Here is a 15,649-nt window from a genome sequence, read left to right as displayed (position 1 = left end):
TCAGTCTCGCAAAAAGTGCCAGCGACGCTGGCACTTCAATACATTCAGATAAAGAATAAATAGCTCAACGTGATAATTTATTGCTTACCGTAACCCACCATAAAGCGGATGATCAAACCGCATGCTGGGGCAAGAAAAAGGAATAATCCGGTAACCATCTCGTTACCATTGGTCAACTGCATAGTAAAAACGTAAATTAATGCCGTGAGTATGGCCATGCCGATAAAAGCACTTATTGACGCCGCAGCCCCCATAACCTGCCAGATATAGCAACTGACGCTCAGAATGCTCAACGCGAGAAAGATCCAAAAATAGAACATAGCGATACCTCCTGTTTGCCGTAAAAATTTACGTAAGTCCTTACACTCCCTTGAATTTATATTCTAAGACAATTCCCAATAGTTCGCAATTTAAGCAACATTTTCGTTACAAAAATCACTCAATCGCTGACTAATAATTTATTCGACTGCCGTTTATTTAATCGTCATAAAAACAACGCATTATATATCGACTCATTTTTGACCTTAATCGCCGTAAAAACATTTACGCATCTTGAGTAATTATTTCTGGCTGACATTAATATTCGGGTGTACATTGAGCGTCCGATCATTCATGCCCCTTCCTGGTTTTGTCCTGACTCAGTTTTACACTCTTTACAGGAACCAATGTCGTTCATGGCGGCCTAACGATCAGTACAGACTGTAAAGCGGCAGACTAAAGAATCTTCGCGATACACCTATTTCGTATCAACAACAGGTGATTATGTTCCCCCAATGTAAATTTTCACGCGCGTTTTTGCATCCGCGCTACTGGCTCACATGGTTTGGCGTCGGTGTGCTCTGGTTACTGGTACAACTTCCCTATCCGGTATTGTGTTTTCTTGGTACCCGTACAGGAACGCTGGCTCGTCCATTTTTAAAGCGCCGTGAATCTATTGCTCATAAAAATCTCGAACTCTGTTTCCCAAATCTGTCGCAAGAAGAAAGAGACAAACTGGTCGATGAGAACTTCCGTTCACTCGGCATGGCGCTGCTTGAAACGGGTATGGCCTGGTTCTGGCCGGATCGCCGGGTACGCAAATGGTTTGATGTAGAAGGGCTGGACAACCTGAAACGCGCACAGATGCAAAACCGTGGCGTGATGGTGGTAGGCGTACACTTTATGTCACTCGAATTGGGTGGTCGCGTAATGGGACTTTGCCAACCGATGATGGCAACCTATCGCCCGCACAACAATAAGTTGATGGAGTGGATCCAAACCCGCGGTCGTATGCGCTCCAACAAGGCCATGATCGGCAGAAATAATCTGCGCGGTATTGTCGGCGCCCTGAAAAAAGGGGAAGCGGTATGGTTTGCCCCCGATCAGGACTACGGTCGTAAAGGGAGTTCATTCGCCCCCTTCTTCGCAGTCAAAAACGTCGCGACCACCAACGGTACTTACGTGCTGTCACGGTTATCGGGCGCAGCGATGCTGACCGTAACCATGGTAAGAAAAGCAGATAACTCCGGTTACCGCCTGTTCATCACGCCAGAAATGGAAGGTTATCCAACAGATCAAAGCCAGGCAGCGGCGTATATGAACAAAATTATTGAAAAAGAGATCATGCGCGCGCCCGAGCAGTATCTCTGGATCCACCGTCGCTTCAAAACTCGCCCGATGGGTGAAGCCTCGTTATATATCTAAAAAGAAAGGCCGAAAGGCCTTTCTTTTTTTCTGCGCCTGAATTACTTCACGCCCCACTTGTTCTGTAATTCAGCCATTCGCTCATTGTAGTTACGGGCTATACACGCTGGCTTATCCTGCTCTTTCCAGCATTCGTTACGCCCTTTCACCCAGCCACGTTGCTCTGCTTTGAGCGTCGGGTTATTACTCGATTTCACCAGCGCCTGCCTGTAGGCCCCGTTCAATGCCAAATCCATGGCTGAGAGCGAAGGACTTTGACAGATAACCTCTTCGATACTGCCCTTTGCTACCGCAGAACAGGAAAAAGAAGGCCCGTTGCTGGTCGATTTCTTTGCCCCTGAAAAGTCGATATTGTCTTCAGGCAGGCAAATCCCGTGCTTACGATTAGGCCCGGTCCAGGAAACGTCCGGATTCCCGTCATCTTTACGGGAGATAGACACGGTATTGTTACCGCTTTTTGCTTCCCAGTAATTTTCATTGAAGGCCTTTACCGTCGCCTTAGTGCCATCAATCCAGATATTGCCTTTACCATCACTATTCACACCACCAATACTTGCGCAGCTGAAATTGAATGCCATCGGCGAGGCCGCCATCGACGTCACTGGCGTAAGAACGAGTGCTAACATCATTAATCTGGTCATTTTTAACCTTTTCATAATCTCATTCCGCGAAAAATTAACCGCATTAACATCATGGAGATATGAGAATTTTCCGAGTAAACATTTCGTCGCTCAATAGCAATTTATTACCGACAGAAATTAAACTGTCGCCGAATCACGACACTTGTAAGTTATTAAAATTAAATAAAAAAATGCCTCTTGTCTCACCTCATTTTTAGGCGTACATTAGCGCCGTCTGGAGCATAAAAGCTCAGAATTCTGAGGTGATGCAAACAAGCAAACGAAGGGAATTCTCCATTTCGTTTACGCGTGCATCAGCTCTCTGTCAGGTTAGCATATGTTCATTTAGACGTACCTCAGGTACGCGGAGAGATGAAAAGTGAAATATTTCTTTATGGGCATTTCTTTTATGGTCATCGTTTGGGCCGGTACTTTCGCCCTGATGATCTAAATTAAAAGACGCAGCAAAAAAAACAGGAGCCTGATGGCTCCTGTTTGCTTTTGGGGAAACGTGTTGTTAGTCGGTACTTTCAGTGGCCGATTTTGCACTGGCAGGCAGTAAGCCATCGGCGCGGAACATTGCTTTGATGCCACGGATCGCCTGGCGGGTACGGTCGCGGTTTTCAATTAACGCAAAGCGCACGTGCGTATCACCATAATCACCAAAACCAATCCCCGGCGAAACGCATACCTTCGCCTCGTTCAGCAGTTTCTTGGCAAATTCAAGTGAGCCCATCGCGGCGTATTGCTCTGGGATTTTCGCCCAAACGTACATCGAGGCCTTGGGCATCTCGACCATCCACCCGGCTTCATGCAGCCCCTTAACCAGCACATCTCGACGACGTTTATATTGCTCAGCAATATCCCGCACGCACTGCTGATCGCCTTCCAGCGCGGCGATTGCTGCAACCTGCAACGGAGTAAAGGTTCCGTAATCGTGATAGCTCTTAATTCGAGCCAGCGCGTTCACCAGCGTTTTGTTACCTACCATAAAACCGATACGCCAGCCCGCCATGTTGTAGCTTTTCGATAGGGTGAAAAACTCCACCGCGACATCACGAGCGCCCGGTACCTCCATAATCGACGGCGCTTTCCAGCCATCGTAGACGATATCGGCATAGGCCAGGTCATGAACCACCAGCACGTCATAGCGTTTAGCCAGGGCCACAACTTTTTCGAAGAACTCCAGCTCGACGCACTGCGCAGTCGGGTTGGAAGGAAAACCTAAGATCATCATCTTCGGTTTCGGGTAGCTTTCGCGAATCGCGCGCTCCAGCTCATTAAAGAAATCGACGCCTTCGACCAGCGGCACTGAGCGTACCTGCGCGCCGGCAATCACCGCGCCATAAATATGGATCGGATAACTCGGGTTCGGTACGAGGACCGTATCGCCGTGATCCAGCGTGGCCAGCATCAGGTGCGCCAATCCTTCTTTCGAGCCAATCGTCACAATCGCTTCGGATTCCGGATCGATCTCAACGTCATAGCGTTCCTGGTACCAACGGGAAATCGCCCGACGCAGACGCGGAATGCCGCGCGAGGTGGAGTAACCGTGCGTATCCGGGCGCTGCGCCACGGTACAGAGTTTTTCGACAATGTGAGGAGGCGTGGCCCCATCCGGGTTCCCCATGCTGAAATCGATAATATCTTCGCCGCGCCGACGCGCAGCCATCTTCAGTTCAGCAGTAATGTTAAAAACGTAAGGGGGAAGACGATCAATACGCGTAAAGCGACGTTCAGGGCGGGAGTCAGCCATAATATCCTCAGATTAACGTTAGCGCCCGGACCGTCCGAGCGACGCTGCCACGATGGTGGCACGTTTAGAAAATAGCCTGAATAATTTCCTTCTGTCGAGAGGCAAAACAAAATATTTTTTATTGAGATAAAAGAGGAAGTGCCAGAAAAAATGAGGAAATAAAATTTTTCACACTCCGCTTAAAATTACCACCATTTAACATTTTATTGTTAAACATATTACTTTTCGCGCTCCGTTGACAGGACAGGCATTGTAAATACAACAATCATGCAACAATCCCCTTTTAATATTAAGGTTTTTCCCCATTAGCCACAGGCTGCGCGGGTGCTGGTCATCCAGCCTCAGGTTACCTATCATAGAGGTTTAACCCTTGCGCAAGAGTCACCCGTGCACGAAATATTCAATATGCTGCTGGCGGTATTCGACCGGGCAGCGCTGATGCTGTTCTGTCTGTTTTTCCTGATTCGTATCCGCCTGTTTCGCGAACTGTTGCACAAGTCAGCCCACTCCCCGAAAGAGCTGCTCGCCGTTACCGCGATTTTCTCAATGTTTGCCCTGTTCAGTACCTGGTCCGGCGTACCGGTTGAAGGCTCACTGGTTAACGTACGTATTATCGCCGTCATGTCAGGGGGAATTCTGTTCGGTCCCTGGGTCGGTATCATTACAGGCCTGATCGCGGGCACCCACCGCTACCTGATCGACATCGGCGGCGTAACCGCCCTGCCCTGCTTTATCACCAGCATTCTGGCAGGCTGCATTGCCGGCTGGATCAACCGTAGGATCCCCAAAGCGCAGCACTGGCGTGCGGGTATTTTAGGCGGAATGCTGTGCGAATCTCTGACCATGATCCTCGTCGTCGCCTGGGCGCCCACCACCGAACTGGGGCTGGATATCGTCTCGAAGATCGGCATCCCAATGATTCTTGGTAGTGTCTGCATTGGTTTTATCGTCATGCTGGTGCAAAGCGTGGAAGGCGAGAAAGAAGCCAGCGCCGCGAAGCAGGCTAAGCTGGCTCTGGATATCGCCAACAAAACTCTGCCGCTTTTTCGCCAGGTCAATAGCGAATCGCTTCGCCAGGTGTGCGAAATTATTCGCCATGATATCCATGCTGATGCCGTCGCTATTACCAACACCCAGCACGTGCTGGCCTACGTTGGCGTGGGTGAACTTAACTACCGCGATAATGATGATTTCGTCAGTCCGACTACGCAACAGGCGATCAATTACGGAAAAATCATCATTAAAAACAATGATGAAGCGCACCGTACGCCGGAAATACACTCCATGCTGGTGATTCCGCTTTGGGAGAAAGGTGTTGTCACCGGTACGCTAAAAATCTACTACTGTCACGCCCATCAGATAACCTCCTCACTACAAGAAATGGCCATCGGCCTGTCGCAAATTATCTCGACTCAGCTGGAAGTCTCCCGGGCGGAGCAGCTACGCGAAATGGCAAATAAGGCAGAGCTACGTGCGCTACAAAGTAAAATAAATCCCCATTTCCTGTTTAACGCCCTGAACGCAATTTCATCGTCGGTGCGACTGAATCCAGACACAGCGCGCCAGCTGATTTTTAATTTATCGCGCTATCTTCGCTATAATATTGAATTAAAAGACGATGAGCAGATCGACATCAAAAAAGAGCTGTATCAAATCAAGGATTACATCGCCATCGAACAGGCCCGTTTTGGCGACAAGCTGACGGTTATTTATGATATCGATGAAGAGGTAAGCTGTTATATTCCCAGCCTGCTGATTCAGCCGCTGGTAGAGAACGCTATCGTCCATGGGATTCAGCCCTGCAAAGGAAAAGGGGTGGTCACCATCAGCGTTGCGGAGTGCGGTAATCGGGTACGGATTGCCGTGCGGGATACGGGCCACGGTATCGATCCAAAAGTGATTGAACGGGTCGAATCCAATGAAATGCCGGGCAATAAAATTGGTCTGTTAAATGTGCATCATCGCGTTAAGCTGCTCTACGGCGAGGGCCTCCATATCCGCCGTCTGGAGCCAGGCACTGAGATTGCCTTTTATGTGCCTAATCAGCACTCGCCCGCAGCCGCACCGGCCACATTGTTGCTTTAACCAGGAGTGAAGTCGTGAAAGTCATCATTGTTGAAGATGAATTCCTGGCCCAACAGGAACTTAGCTGGCTGATAAAAGAGCACAGCCAGATGGAGATTGTCGGCACATTTGACGACGGTCTGGACGTGCTGAAATACCTCCAGCACAACCGCGTTGACGCCATTTTTCTGGATATCAATATTCCCTCGCTGGATGGCGTCCTGTTGGCGCAAAACATCAGCCAGTTCGCGCACAAGCCCTTTATTGTCTTTATTACCGCGTGGAAAGAGCACGCTGTTGAAGCCTTTGAACTGGAGGCTTTTGACTACATCCTGAAGCCGTATCAGGAATCACGCATCGTCGGCATGCTGCAAAAGCTGGAAGCAGCCTGGCAGCAACAGCAAACGGGAACCTCGCCTGCCAGTCCGGTGACCCGCGAAAACGATACAATCAATCTGATCAAAGATGAGCGGATCATCGTGACCCCGATCAACGACATCTACTACGCAGAAGCCCATGAAAAGATGACGTTTGTTTACACCCGGCGCGAATCGTACGTGATGCCGATGAACATCACTGAATTTTGCAGCAAATTGCCTGCTTCGCATTTCTTCCGCTGCCACCGCTCGTTCTGTGTGAATCTGAATAAAATCCGCGAGATCGAACCCTGGTTTAACAACACCTACATTTTGCGCTTAAAAGATCTGGAATTTGAAATCCCGGTGAGTCGGAGTAAAGTGAAAGAGTTCAGGCAGTTAATGCACTTATAGCGCAGAGAAAGAGCGATGAAAGAGCCAGGCCTCCCCGCAGACCAACAGTTTTTCGCCGATCTGTTCAGCGGCCTGGTATTGAACCCGCAGCGTCTTGGCCGCGTGTGGTTCGCGTCCCAGCCCACCACGTTACCGTCCGGCAGTTTGTGTATTGACCTTCCGCGCCTCGATATCGTGCTGCGTGGCGAATACAGTAATCAACTGGAAAAACAGCAGCATAGCCTGCCTGAAGGCGACATGCTGTTTATCCCGGCGAAAGCGGCGAATTTGCCCGGTAGCGATAAACCCGTGATGCTACTGAGTCTGGTGTTTTCCCCGGCCTGGCTGGGGCTCTCTTTTTACGATAATCGAACGGCATCGCTGTTACGTCCGATCCGCCGTATTGAGTTACCACATCCGCAGCGCGGCGAAGGCGAGGCGATGCTCACCGCATTAACCCATTTAAGCCGCTCTCCTCAGGCCCAGGATATTATTCAGCCGCTGGTGCTTAGCCTGCTGCATCTGTGTCGTAGCGTGGTGAATACCCGCCCTGACACAGAGCGTCCGCGCGCTGAATTTCTCTATCACAGTATGTGTAACTGGGTGCAGGATAACTATGCCCAACCGCTGACCCGGGAAAGCGTAGCGCAGTTTTTTAATATCACGCCCAACCACCTGTCAAAAGTGTTTGCCCAGCACGGCACCATGGGGTTCGTCGAGTACCTGCGGTGGGTCAGAATGGCGAAGGCGCGCATCATCTTACAGAAATACCATCTGTCGATTAGCGAAGTCGCACAGCGGTGCGGGTATCAGGACAGTAATTATTTCTGCCGCCTGTTCCGGCGTCAGTTTGGCCTGACTCCGGGAGAGTACAGCGTACGTTTTCAGTCAGCACGTTAAGTGAGACAACGCCAACAGGTTAGTAATATCCGTTTGCATCGTTGTAAAATAACGGCATGTAGCTCCCCCTGCAGGCTTACTCAATAAAGTGAATATGCGATGAAAAACAGACGTGCACTCTCCCTGATGTGTTTTCAGATGCTGGAATCAGGTGCGGATCGTCAGACCGTGAAAAGAGCCCTTACCTCCCGCCGTGTTAAAGCTCGCCAGGCGGTGGTTCTGCTCTGTAAGCAAGAAATGACGCTCTTAAGAGCCGGGAAACTGCCGGTGCCAAACGCGCCGCATTGATGATGCCGCTTTCCGGTCGCGTTCACCCAGCCTGCAACCAGATCGTCGCAGGCTGGAGAGCACTCTTTCAATGAAGCTTAAAACGTCAGTTCCGCCTCCAGCAACGCGAGAATACTGTCGGCATTTTCAGCGGCAAACAACGACTGGCGGAACGGCTTGTTCACCAGCTTACGCGCCAGCTGCGAGAAGACCTTCACGTGGTTAATGCCTTCATCAGCCCCCAGCGTCAGCATGATAACCAGTTCCACTTCGCCCATCTCTGACTGCCAGTCAACGGGATGAGCAAGCCGGGCAATACTGATGCTGGAATGGCGGATCCACTGGGACTTAGTGTGCGGAATAGCCACACCAAAACCGACAGCAGTGGTGACTATCTCTTCGCGCTGCCAGATATCTTCCTCCAGCTCAAACGGATGTTCAGTTCGCCCATTAACACCCAGATTGCCGCACAGAAACTGAATCACCTGCTCTTTGTTACTCAGAGATTCACCAACAAAGATGTTCTCCCGCGCCAGTAGCGGACGCACGTCTTTCTGCGGTGCAAACTGGTTGAGCAGATCTTCTATCTCTTGAGCGCTACGGCACTCACAGGCCCGTATGGCAAGTTCACGGCATGCCTGGCCCTCCAGTTGACGAAGCTGACTTTTCACCGCCGGAATACGTGGACTGCTCATGCTCAGCTCGTCGAGTCCTAAGCCCAGTAGCAGCGGTAAATAGCGTCCTTCGCCCCCCAGTTCGCCGCAAATGCCCACCCATTTACCGCGTTCGTGCGCCACGCGGACAATCTGCTGCAACATTCGCAGGAACGACGGTGTAATCGGGTTGTACAACGGCGAAACGCGCGGGTTATTACGATCGACGGCGTACAGGTACTGGGTCATGTCGTTTGAACCAATACTGAAGAAATCCACCTCATCGCAGAAATGGTCGATGATGTAACACACCGACGGCACTTCAACCATAATCCCCAATGAAATTGTCGGAGCATGGCGTAAACCGTCGGCTTTCAGTGCCACCAGCGCTTTTTGCAGTTCGCTTTTTACCCACAAAATCTGGTCAAGGCTGTGCACCATTGGGATCATCAGTTGCGCATTGCCGAAGGTTGCCGCACGTAAGATGGCGCGCAGCTGCGTGCGAAACAGTCCGGCAAACTCTGGATAAATTCGCACCGCGCGGTAGCCCAGGAACGGATTATCTTCCTGCGGAATATTGAGGTAACGGATATTTTTATCCCCCCCAATATCCATGGTGCGAAAGATAACCGGCTTGTCGCCCGCGGCCAATAAGACCTGCTGGTAGGCTTCAAACTGTTCCTGCTCGTCGGGGGCGCTGTCGCGGTCCATAAACAGCATTTCAGTACGAAACAGCCCAATCCCTTCCGCGCCATTGGCAAACGCCCCCGGCGCTTCCAGCGCGGTACCGATATTCGCTGCAACGTCAATACGCTGATTATCTTTGGTCAGCGCGGGCTGGGCGGCATCCAGCGCCTGCCGCCGCTGGCATTCATCGGCCAGCTTCTGCGCAATCGCGTAATAACCGCGAACCGCATCGTCTGGATTGATGGCCAGTACCCCACAGCGGGCATCCAGTACCGCATGCTGGCCTGCATAGCGGCTAATGGCCTCCAGCGGCAAGCCGCTAAGCACCGGTATAGCCGACGCGCGAGCGAGGATCAGGGTATGCGATGTGCGCCCTGTTTTCTCCAGGATCATGCCTGACAGATGCTGCAAATTGAGGCTTAAAAACTGGCTGGGCGTCAAATCCTCAGCGACCAGAATCGTCGGCTTATTCAGCACCAGCGCATTGCGCGGACGTCTTTCAGGCCAGGTGATGTGCAGCAGTTGTTCGCTGATATCACGGATATCGCTAACGCGCTCGCGCAGGTAATCGCTACCGGAGGCCGACAGCTTGTCGCACACCTGCTCCATATTGGCGATAATCGCCGCCCCTAACCCCAGATGCTGCTCCAGCATTAAGCGACGAATATTCCCGGCAAACTCGTCGTCCTGAATCAGAGACAGATGGGCGCTGAGGATGGTTTTACTCTCACCCTCACGCTCGCGCAGTTGCTGATTGAGCTGTTCGGCAAGCGTCGCCAGACTATGCTCCAGCCGGGTATTGTCTTCCGCACTCGGCGCAATCGCGCGATAGCTTTCCAGATTATCGCTCTGCCAAAGCGTGAGCGAACCTGCCCCCACGCCTCCTGCCAGCACGGTGCCATAAAGAAGGTCTGGGTTGAGGCGAATCAGCGAACGCGGCAACGGATGCGCCGCCAGTTCCGCCGGCGTCGGCTGAACGCTGTCGCTGTCAATAAACCGGTGCAGGAGGTACTCCTCTAGCGCTCGCCGGGCCTGTTCTTCATCGCGACCGGTGATGGTTAAGCTACAACTGTCATTAAACAGCGTCCCGGTGCCAATCAGCGCCAGCGAGCTTTTCGCATCTGCTCTGGCATTCTGGCGATGGTTAAGAAATATCACCTCACTTTGCCACTGGCTGCACTGCTCTTTCAGCTCCCACGCCGGACGCGCATGCAGGCCATTGGGTAACGGGCAAAGAAATTGAATCGTTAGCATAACAACTCCTGATTAGCGCGAAATCAGCACCTGAAATCCGTCAGATGAACCACGGTTTCGCACGTAAGATGTGAAAGAAGAGCCGACAACAACTGCTGCGTCTGGATGATGTCACGGCAGTCGGCAATCGACGCCGCGCAGTGTCCATGCCGCGTAGCTGGCCCCATGACAACCGTGGGGATCCCCGTACCGCTTACGTGCACCGCCCCGCCGTCAGTGCCGCCGTTACTGAACATGTCAAACTGCAGGGTAATGCCCGCATCGGTGGCCACGCTTTCAACCCACGCGGTCAGCTTTGGCGAGGCAATCAGCGATTTATCGCTTAACACCAGCATCGGGCCATTACCAATCTGCCGATGGTTGGCCGCACCATGATCAAAGTTTTTGGCCCAGCAGGCGGTATCCAGCACGATCGCCACATCCGGGGCGACCGCACGTGCTGCCGTTTGTCCTCCGCGCAGTCCCACTTCTTCACTGGAACTGGCCACCAGCCAGACCTCACATGGGAGAATGGCGTTATGCCATTCGCGCAGCAGCGCCACCAGCAAATAACATCCAAGTCGATCATCAAAGGCTTTGCCCATGACTCGCTGGTGCGGCAAAACCTGAAACGTCGTGTCAAAGGTGACGCGATCGCCAGGGCGTACGCCGGCCTGAAGTACCTCGTCATAAGACCGCGCGCCAATATCCACCTGCAGCGCACTGACGTCATTACCGCTGCGCTCTCCGTCGAGCAGACCGGGAATTTTGCTCTCTTCACGGGTAGTGATCCGCACTGGCTGCAATTGCCTGGCCGCCATACGCACATTTCCCACCGGTAATACATCGATCGCTCCTTCGCTGGAAATACTGCGCACGATAAATCCCACTTCATCCATATGCGCACAGATCATTACCTTCGGACCGGTTGATTCATTCAGACGGATCAGCACCGATCCCAGGCCGTCAAAGCGCACCTCTTTATGCAGACGATCCGCCTCTTCAAGCAGGATCTGCCGCACTTCTTGTTCTGAAGAGGCGATCGCGTCCGCCTCGCTCAGCGCCTTCAGTAGCGATAAGTCCATTACGCTTCTCCCGTGTGTAACAATGTCTTCGCCATGGTGTAGAGCACCTCGCCGCCGTCTGGCGTAACCAGCACCACATCCTCAATACGCACGCCTCCCTGCCCCGGCAGATAAATACCCGGCTCAACGGTGAGCAGCATGCCAACCGCCAGAGGCGTCGCGTCGGTGGGGGAAAAACGGGGATTTTCATGCACCTCAATGCCGATAGCGTGTCCGGTATTGTGACCAAACTCATCGCCATAGCCCGCCTGCGTAATGACCTGCCTGGCTGCGGCGTCAACCTCATGGCAACGCCGACCTGGTCGAATTGCCGCCACCGCCGCACGCTGCGCCGCCAGGACAATCTGATACACGGAAAACAGCGGGCTTTCTTCCACTGGCTGGTTTGCGTCTGGGATGCGAAAGGTTCTCGTCATATCCGAACAATAGCCCTGATACTGCGCGCCAAAATCCAGCGTGATGAACTCACCCGCCTCGACACGCTTGTCGCTGGCTTTACCGTGCGGCAGCGCGCCGCGCCAGCCGCTGGCGACAATGGTGTCAAAAGAGGGTTTGTCTGCACCGAGCGTACGCATGTACCACTCCAGTTCAGCGGCGATTTCGCGCTCACTGAGGCCAGGTTGAATAAAGCGGCGAATATGTTCAGCACTAAGGTCAGCTATCCGGCAGGCTTCGCGAATGCAGGCTATCTCCTGCGCCGTTTTTACCTGCCGGAGCACATCCGGCACGGCACTCACTAGTCGGGCACGCAGTTTGCCCGACCATCCATTCACCGTATTCCAACTTACCTGCTCGCCTTCAAATCCCACCGTCTGCAGCTTTTCGTCAGCAATAATGTGATTCACCCGTGAATACAGCGTCTGCGCGCCATCAAGTAGATGGATCTGATAGCCCTGAGTACGCGTGGCAACATCGGTGTAGTAACGGGCGTCGACCAGAATATGCGCGCTTTGATGGCTGATAAACACAAACCCTGAACCGCTGGAGATCCCCATATGCGGCTGTTTATTCTGCCGCGATGACAGCAGCATCGCATCGAGATGTTGCGCCGTTAGCCAGTCACGCAGCGAGGCAAGTAAGCTCATGGTCACAATCCTTCTAATCAGAGGCTTTCAATCAGCAATTTGCCTTTGCGGTACATCATGTTGCGCAGGAACACCACCATCAGCGCCGTAATCACCGCACCTAACAGGATCCCCGCCATATAGACGCCGAGGTTAGTGACCAGCGGCCATGCCCAGATAGCCGATTCCGGGAACCACTGCACCGCCCCCAGCCAGACGGCAGCCGTCGATCCGACAATAGCGCCAACCATATAGGATGGAATTGCCGTAATGGGGCTTTCCAGTGCAAACGGGATCGCCCCTTCGCTGATGCCCATAAACGCGAGGAACATTGCCGTTTTCCCTTGCGGGTAGAGCTGTGCGTTGAACAGGCGTTTGCCGGTTAAGCGCCGGTCGAGAAGCGTAGCCAACCCGAGGCCAATTGGAGGAATCACGATGGCAATAGAGCGTGCGGTTACCGGCAGAACGTGATCGGTAGTAAAGCTAAAGGCGACAAATCCTGCGGCTTTATTAATCGGACCGCCGAGGTCAATCGCCGTTGCCGCAGAAATCCCCATCGCGTACATCAGCGTGCCTTTCTCTCCAGCCGCCGTAAGCAGAGAACGAATTCCGCCGTTGATCCACCCGCCAAACGGCGTTATCACGTAATACATCGCCAACATGACGAAGATCGCGGAAAGAATGGGCAGTAAAAAGGTGGTTTTGAATGCCAGCAGGAAATCAGGCAACTGGATTTTTTGGTTCATCCACTTCACCAGATACCCGGCGACAATCGAGATAATCAGCGCGCCAATAAAGGTTGACGGGACGGGGGCACTGGTTGCCCATTGCAGCGTCGCTGGGTCAAAATTCAGTATCTGCGTGGGCTGAGTGGACATCAGTCCACCAATGAACCCCGCCGGAAACGCCAGCTTACCGCCGATAGAGTTGGCGACAAACGCGGCAAACATCGGAATAGCAAAACCAAACAGCACGCCGCCAAAAGATTGCGACAGCCAGGCAAACTTCAGTAATGAGAGATTAAAACCGCTGAATTTTCCGCTGTTCAGCGCATCCATGATGCCGGTGTCAGCAGGTATATCGAGCCAGCTATAGGCGATCAGTTGCGAGAAGGCGAGAATTACCCCGCCCATAATTAACGTCGGTACCATGCGCGAAATACCCGACATCACATGCTGCGGAAGTTCGCCCCAGAAGCTATTGTGGGAGGCCGGTGGATTTTTTATTGCCGCTGCCGCACCAGATGCGCCAGGCACAACGGTTGCACTGCGTTTTTTAATGGCCATACGTAATTCCCTGTCGATGATTATTGTTGTTCAGCGGCAACCATCTCTTCGATCTCTTTGATGATGCCGGCTGCATTTTTTATCGCGTCCTGTAACGTAATTTCGTAGACGTCACGCGACTCAAAACGCTCGTTATCTTCCGGAGTAACGGCAACAGAATGGATGATCAACGTTGCCTCTGCGATATCCTGCGCCGTCAGGCGATTTTGAATTCCGTCCGCACCCTGGGTTTCAATTTTCACTTCATAACCCGCTTCAACCGCGGCTTCTTCCAGCGCCTGAGCCGCCATAAAGGTATGGGCCAGCCCCATTGGGCACGCGCAAACGGCAATCAGTTTTTTGCTCATAATCATTTCCTCGTAATAGTTAACGAGTGAAATTATGGTCTGGGGAAAGTAACGACCGTTATCAGACAAATAATGCTTTTACTGGACAAATAATCCCGCCATTCGGAAATGTGACGAAGGTCGGAAAGGCGGGCGGCAGGCATAAAAAAACCGCGTAATAAACGCGGTTTTGCGGGATATATGTAAGCCGGATAAGCGCTGTGCACCGTCCGGCGTTGGTCTTACAAAATATGGCCCAGCGTCTGGCGCAGATGCGCACCGGAACCAAGCAGGCCCGGGTTATCATGCACGATCAGATATACCGGAATATCCTGTACGTAGGCTTTAAAACGCCCCTTATCTTCAAAACCACCACGGAAACCCGAAGCTTTAAAGAAGTCGAGGAAGCGCGGTACGATGCCGCCAGCGATGTACACACCGCCAAACGTGCCCAGCGTTAACGCCAGATCGCCGCCAAAACGCCCCATGATGACGCAGAACAGCGACAGCGCGCGACGACAGTCGATACAGGAATCAGCCAGCGCACGCCCGGTGATATCCTTCGGCTGCAGATTTTCCGGCAGGCGCCCGTCTGATTTGACGATGGCGCGATACAGATTAACCAGCCCCGGACCTGACAGTACGCGCTCTGCGGAAACGTGACCAATTTCCGCACGCAGGACCTCAAGGATAATCCCTTCTTCTTCGCTGTTAGGTGCAAAATCCACGTGACCGCCTTCACCAGGCAAGCTCACCCAGCGTTTATCTACATGCACCAAATGCGCCACGCCGAGTCCGGTACCTGCGCCATAGACAGCAATCGGCTTGCCTTCAACAGGTTCCGCACCGCCAAACTGGATCAAATGCTCTTTCTTCAGCATCGGGATCGCCATCGACACGGCGGTGAAATCATTGATGATTTCCAGATGACTGAAGCCCAGATTTTTTTTCATCTCAGCAATAGAGAATGCCCAGGTATGGTTGGTCATTGCCACCCAGTCACCGGTAATCGGACAGGCAATGGCAATACAACCATCCTCAACGCTGACGCTATGTTCATCCAGGTATACGCGTACTACCGCCTCGAGGCTTGGGTAATCCAGCCCGGAATAGGTTTTTGCCTGCGAAATCTCGCCGCTGGCAATGTCGCACAGAGCAAGACGCGCGTTGGTGCCGCCAACATCACCTACTAAAGCATATTTTGTCATTCTTCCACTGCTCCGCTAAAGTCAGAATAAATCTTTGCCACACTGTAAATTCATGGGGGCATAACAAC

At 52.5% G+C, this 15,649-nt stretch carries 15 protein-coding genes; 6 read left to right on the top strand and 9 right to left on the bottom strand.

Annotation, left to right across the window (positions count from 1 at the left end):
- Positions 1-77 precede the first annotated feature (77 nt).
- A complete protein-coding gene (locus OGV38_RS05250; RefSeq protein WP_016153891.1) occupies positions 78-320 on the bottom strand; it encodes a DUF2545 family protein in 243 nt (80 codons plus the stop codon).
- Positions 321-762: 442 nt separating this feature from the next.
- Between OGV38_RS05250 and lpxP the strand changes: the two genes are divergently transcribed.
- Positions 763-1,683, top strand: a complete 921-nt coding sequence (gene lpxP / locus OGV38_RS05245; RefSeq protein ID WP_286473015.1) for a kdo(2)-lipid IV(A) palmitoleoyltransferase — start codon at positions 763-765, stop codon at positions 1,681-1,683.
- A 41-nt stretch (positions 1,684-1,724) separates the two neighbouring features.
- On the opposite strand, the gene OGV38_RS05240 is transcribed toward lpxP, so the two are convergent.
- On the bottom strand, positions 1,725-2,339 hold the full coding sequence (locus tag OGV38_RS05240) for a lysozyme inhibitor LprI family protein (protein WP_046275544.1): 615 nt from the start codon (positions 2,337-2,339) through the stop codon (positions 1,725-1,727).
- Positions 2,340-2,682: 343 nt separating this feature from the next.
- Between OGV38_RS05240 and ypdK the strand changes: the two genes are divergently transcribed.
- Positions 2,683-2,754, top strand: a complete 72-nt coding sequence (gene ypdK / locus OGV38_RS05235) for a membrane protein YpdK (RefSeq protein ID WP_010723117.1) — start codon at positions 2,683-2,685, stop codon at positions 2,752-2,754.
- A 66-nt stretch (positions 2,755-2,820) separates the two neighbouring features.
- Here the strand turns inward: ypdK and alaC are convergent, their stop codons facing one another.
- On the bottom strand, positions 2,821-4,059 hold the full coding sequence (gene alaC, locus OGV38_RS05230) for an alanine transaminase (protein WP_016153894.1): 1,239 nt from the start codon (positions 4,057-4,059) through the stop codon (positions 2,821-2,823).
- 387 nt (positions 4,060-4,446) lie between these two features.
- Here alaC and OGV38_RS05225 point away from each other — a divergent pair, with 387 nt between their 5' ends.
- The 4 genes from OGV38_RS05225 (at position 4,447) to OGV38_RS05210 (ending at position 8,060) form a co-directional block, all read left to right on the top strand.
- Positions 4,447-6,144 (top strand): sensor histidine kinase, encoded by a 1,698-nt coding sequence (locus OGV38_RS05225; RefSeq protein WP_029139619.1) that lies wholly within the window; start codon positions 4,447-4,449, stop codon positions 6,142-6,144.
- Between the two features lie 14 nt (positions 6,145-6,158).
- Positions 6,159-6,893: a two-component system response regulator YpdB gene (gene ypdB / locus OGV38_RS05220; RefSeq protein ID WP_016153896.1), complete on the top strand. Its 735-nt coding sequence runs from the start codon at positions 6,159-6,161 to the stop codon at positions 6,891-6,893.
- Positions 6,894-6,908: 15 nt separating this feature from the next.
- Entirely contained in the window at positions 6,909-7,772 is an 864-nt protein-coding gene (locus OGV38_RS05215) for an AraC family transcriptional regulator (RefSeq protein WP_016157073.1), read from the top strand.
- Positions 7,773-7,871: 99 nt separating this feature from the next.
- A complete protein-coding gene (locus tag OGV38_RS05210; protein WP_032931709.1) occupies positions 7,872-8,060 on the top strand; it encodes a hypothetical protein in 189 nt (62 codons plus the stop codon).
- A 77-nt stretch (positions 8,061-8,137) separates the two neighbouring features.
- Here OGV38_RS05210 and ptsP read toward each other — a convergent pair whose 3' ends face one another.
- The 6 genes from ptsP to glk all read right to left on the bottom strand — a co-directional run bounded on the left by ptsP (position 8,138) and on the right by glk (position 15,581).
- A complete protein-coding gene (gene ptsP, locus OGV38_RS05205) occupies positions 8,138-10,633 on the bottom strand; it encodes a phosphoenolpyruvate--protein phosphotransferase (RefSeq protein ID WP_080859863.1) in 2,496 nt (831 codons plus the stop codon).
- Positions 10,634-10,656: 23 nt separating this feature from the next.
- Positions 10,657-11,697, bottom strand: coding sequence for an aminopeptidase (gene ypdE / locus OGV38_RS05200; RefSeq protein ID WP_047499807.1), 1,041 nt, complete (start codon positions 11,695-11,697; stop codon positions 10,657-10,659).
- Positions 11,697-12,782 (bottom strand): aminopeptidase, encoded by a 1,086-nt coding sequence (gene ypdF / locus OGV38_RS05195; RefSeq protein ID WP_286473014.1) that lies wholly within the window; start codon positions 12,780-12,782, stop codon positions 11,697-11,699. The genes ypdE and ypdF overlap by 1 nt, the downstream gene beginning before the upstream one ends.
- Positions 12,783-12,799: 17 nt before the next feature.
- Positions 12,800-14,047: a PTS fructose transporter subunit IIC gene (locus tag OGV38_RS05190; protein WP_016157076.1), complete on the bottom strand. Its 1,248-nt coding sequence runs from the start codon at positions 14,045-14,047 to the stop codon at positions 12,800-12,802.
- A 20-nt stretch (positions 14,048-14,067) separates the two neighbouring features.
- The gene (locus OGV38_RS05185) at positions 14,068-14,394 is read right to left on the bottom strand and encodes a PTS fructose transporter subunit IIB (RefSeq protein WP_003028254.1); all 327 of its coding nucleotides are present in this window, start codon (positions 14,392-14,394) and stop codon (positions 14,068-14,070) included.
- 221 nt (positions 14,395-14,615) lie between these two features.
- On the bottom strand, positions 14,616-15,581 hold the full coding sequence (gene glk, locus OGV38_RS05180) for a glucokinase (RefSeq protein WP_016153902.1): 966 nt from the start codon (positions 15,579-15,581) through the stop codon (positions 14,616-14,618).
- Between the last annotated feature and the right edge of the window lie 68 nt (positions 15,582-15,649).

Origin of the sequence: Citrobacter sp. Cb080, from assembly GCF_030334745.1 — a bacterium.
In the GTDB taxonomy this organism is placed as follows: domain Bacteria; phylum Pseudomonadota; class Gammaproteobacteria; order Enterobacterales; family Enterobacteriaceae; genus Citrobacter; species Citrobacter braakii.
Note: the sequence above shows the minus strand (reverse complement) of the source record. Positions and strands in the feature narration are given on the sequence as shown.

Excerpts from the sequence above, each read along its gene's own strand:
- alaC (WP_016153894.1), bottom strand. The coding sequence starts at position 4,059 with ATGGCTGACTCCCGCCCTGAACGTCGCTTTACGCGTATTGATCGTCTT.
- ypdF (WP_286473014.1), bottom strand. The coding sequence starts at position 12,782 with ATGAGCTTACTTGCCTCGCTGCGTGACTGGCTAACGGCGCAACATCTC.
- OGV38_RS05215 (WP_016157073.1), top strand. The coding sequence starts at position 6,909 with ATGAAAGAGCCAGGCCTCCCCGCAGACCAACAGTTTTTCGCCGATCTG.
- OGV38_RS05190 (WP_016157076.1), bottom strand. The coding sequence starts at position 14,047 with ATGGCCATTAAAAAACGCAGTGCAACCGTTGTGCCTGGCGCATCTGGT.
- ypdE (WP_047499807.1), bottom strand. The coding sequence starts at position 11,697 with ATGGACTTATCGCTACTGAAGGCGCTGAGCGAGGCGGACGCGATCGCC.
- OGV38_RS05250 (WP_016153891.1), bottom strand. The coding sequence starts at position 320 with ATGTTCTATTTTTGGATCTTTCTCGCGTTGAGCATTCTGAGCGTCAGT.
- OGV38_RS05185 (WP_003028254.1), bottom strand. The coding sequence starts at position 14,394 with ATGAGCAAAAAACTGATTGCCGTTTGCGCGTGCCCAATGGGGCTGGCC.
- glk (WP_016153902.1), bottom strand. The coding sequence starts at position 15,581 with ATGACAAAATATGCTTTAGTAGGTGATGTTGGCGGCACCAACGCGCGT.
- OGV38_RS05210 (WP_032931709.1), top strand. The coding sequence starts at position 7,872 with ATGAAAAACAGACGTGCACTCTCCCTGATGTGTTTTCAGATGCTGGAA.
- OGV38_RS05240 (WP_046275544.1), bottom strand. The coding sequence starts at position 2,339 with ATGAAAAGGTTAAAAATGACCAGATTAATGATGTTAGCACTCGTTCTT.
- ptsP (WP_080859863.1), bottom strand. The coding sequence starts at position 10,633 with ATGCTAACGATTCAATTTCTTTGCCCGTTACCCAATGGCCTGCATGCG.
- lpxP (WP_286473015.1), top strand. The coding sequence starts at position 763 with ATGTTCCCCCAATGTAAATTTTCACGCGCGTTTTTGCATCCGCGCTAC.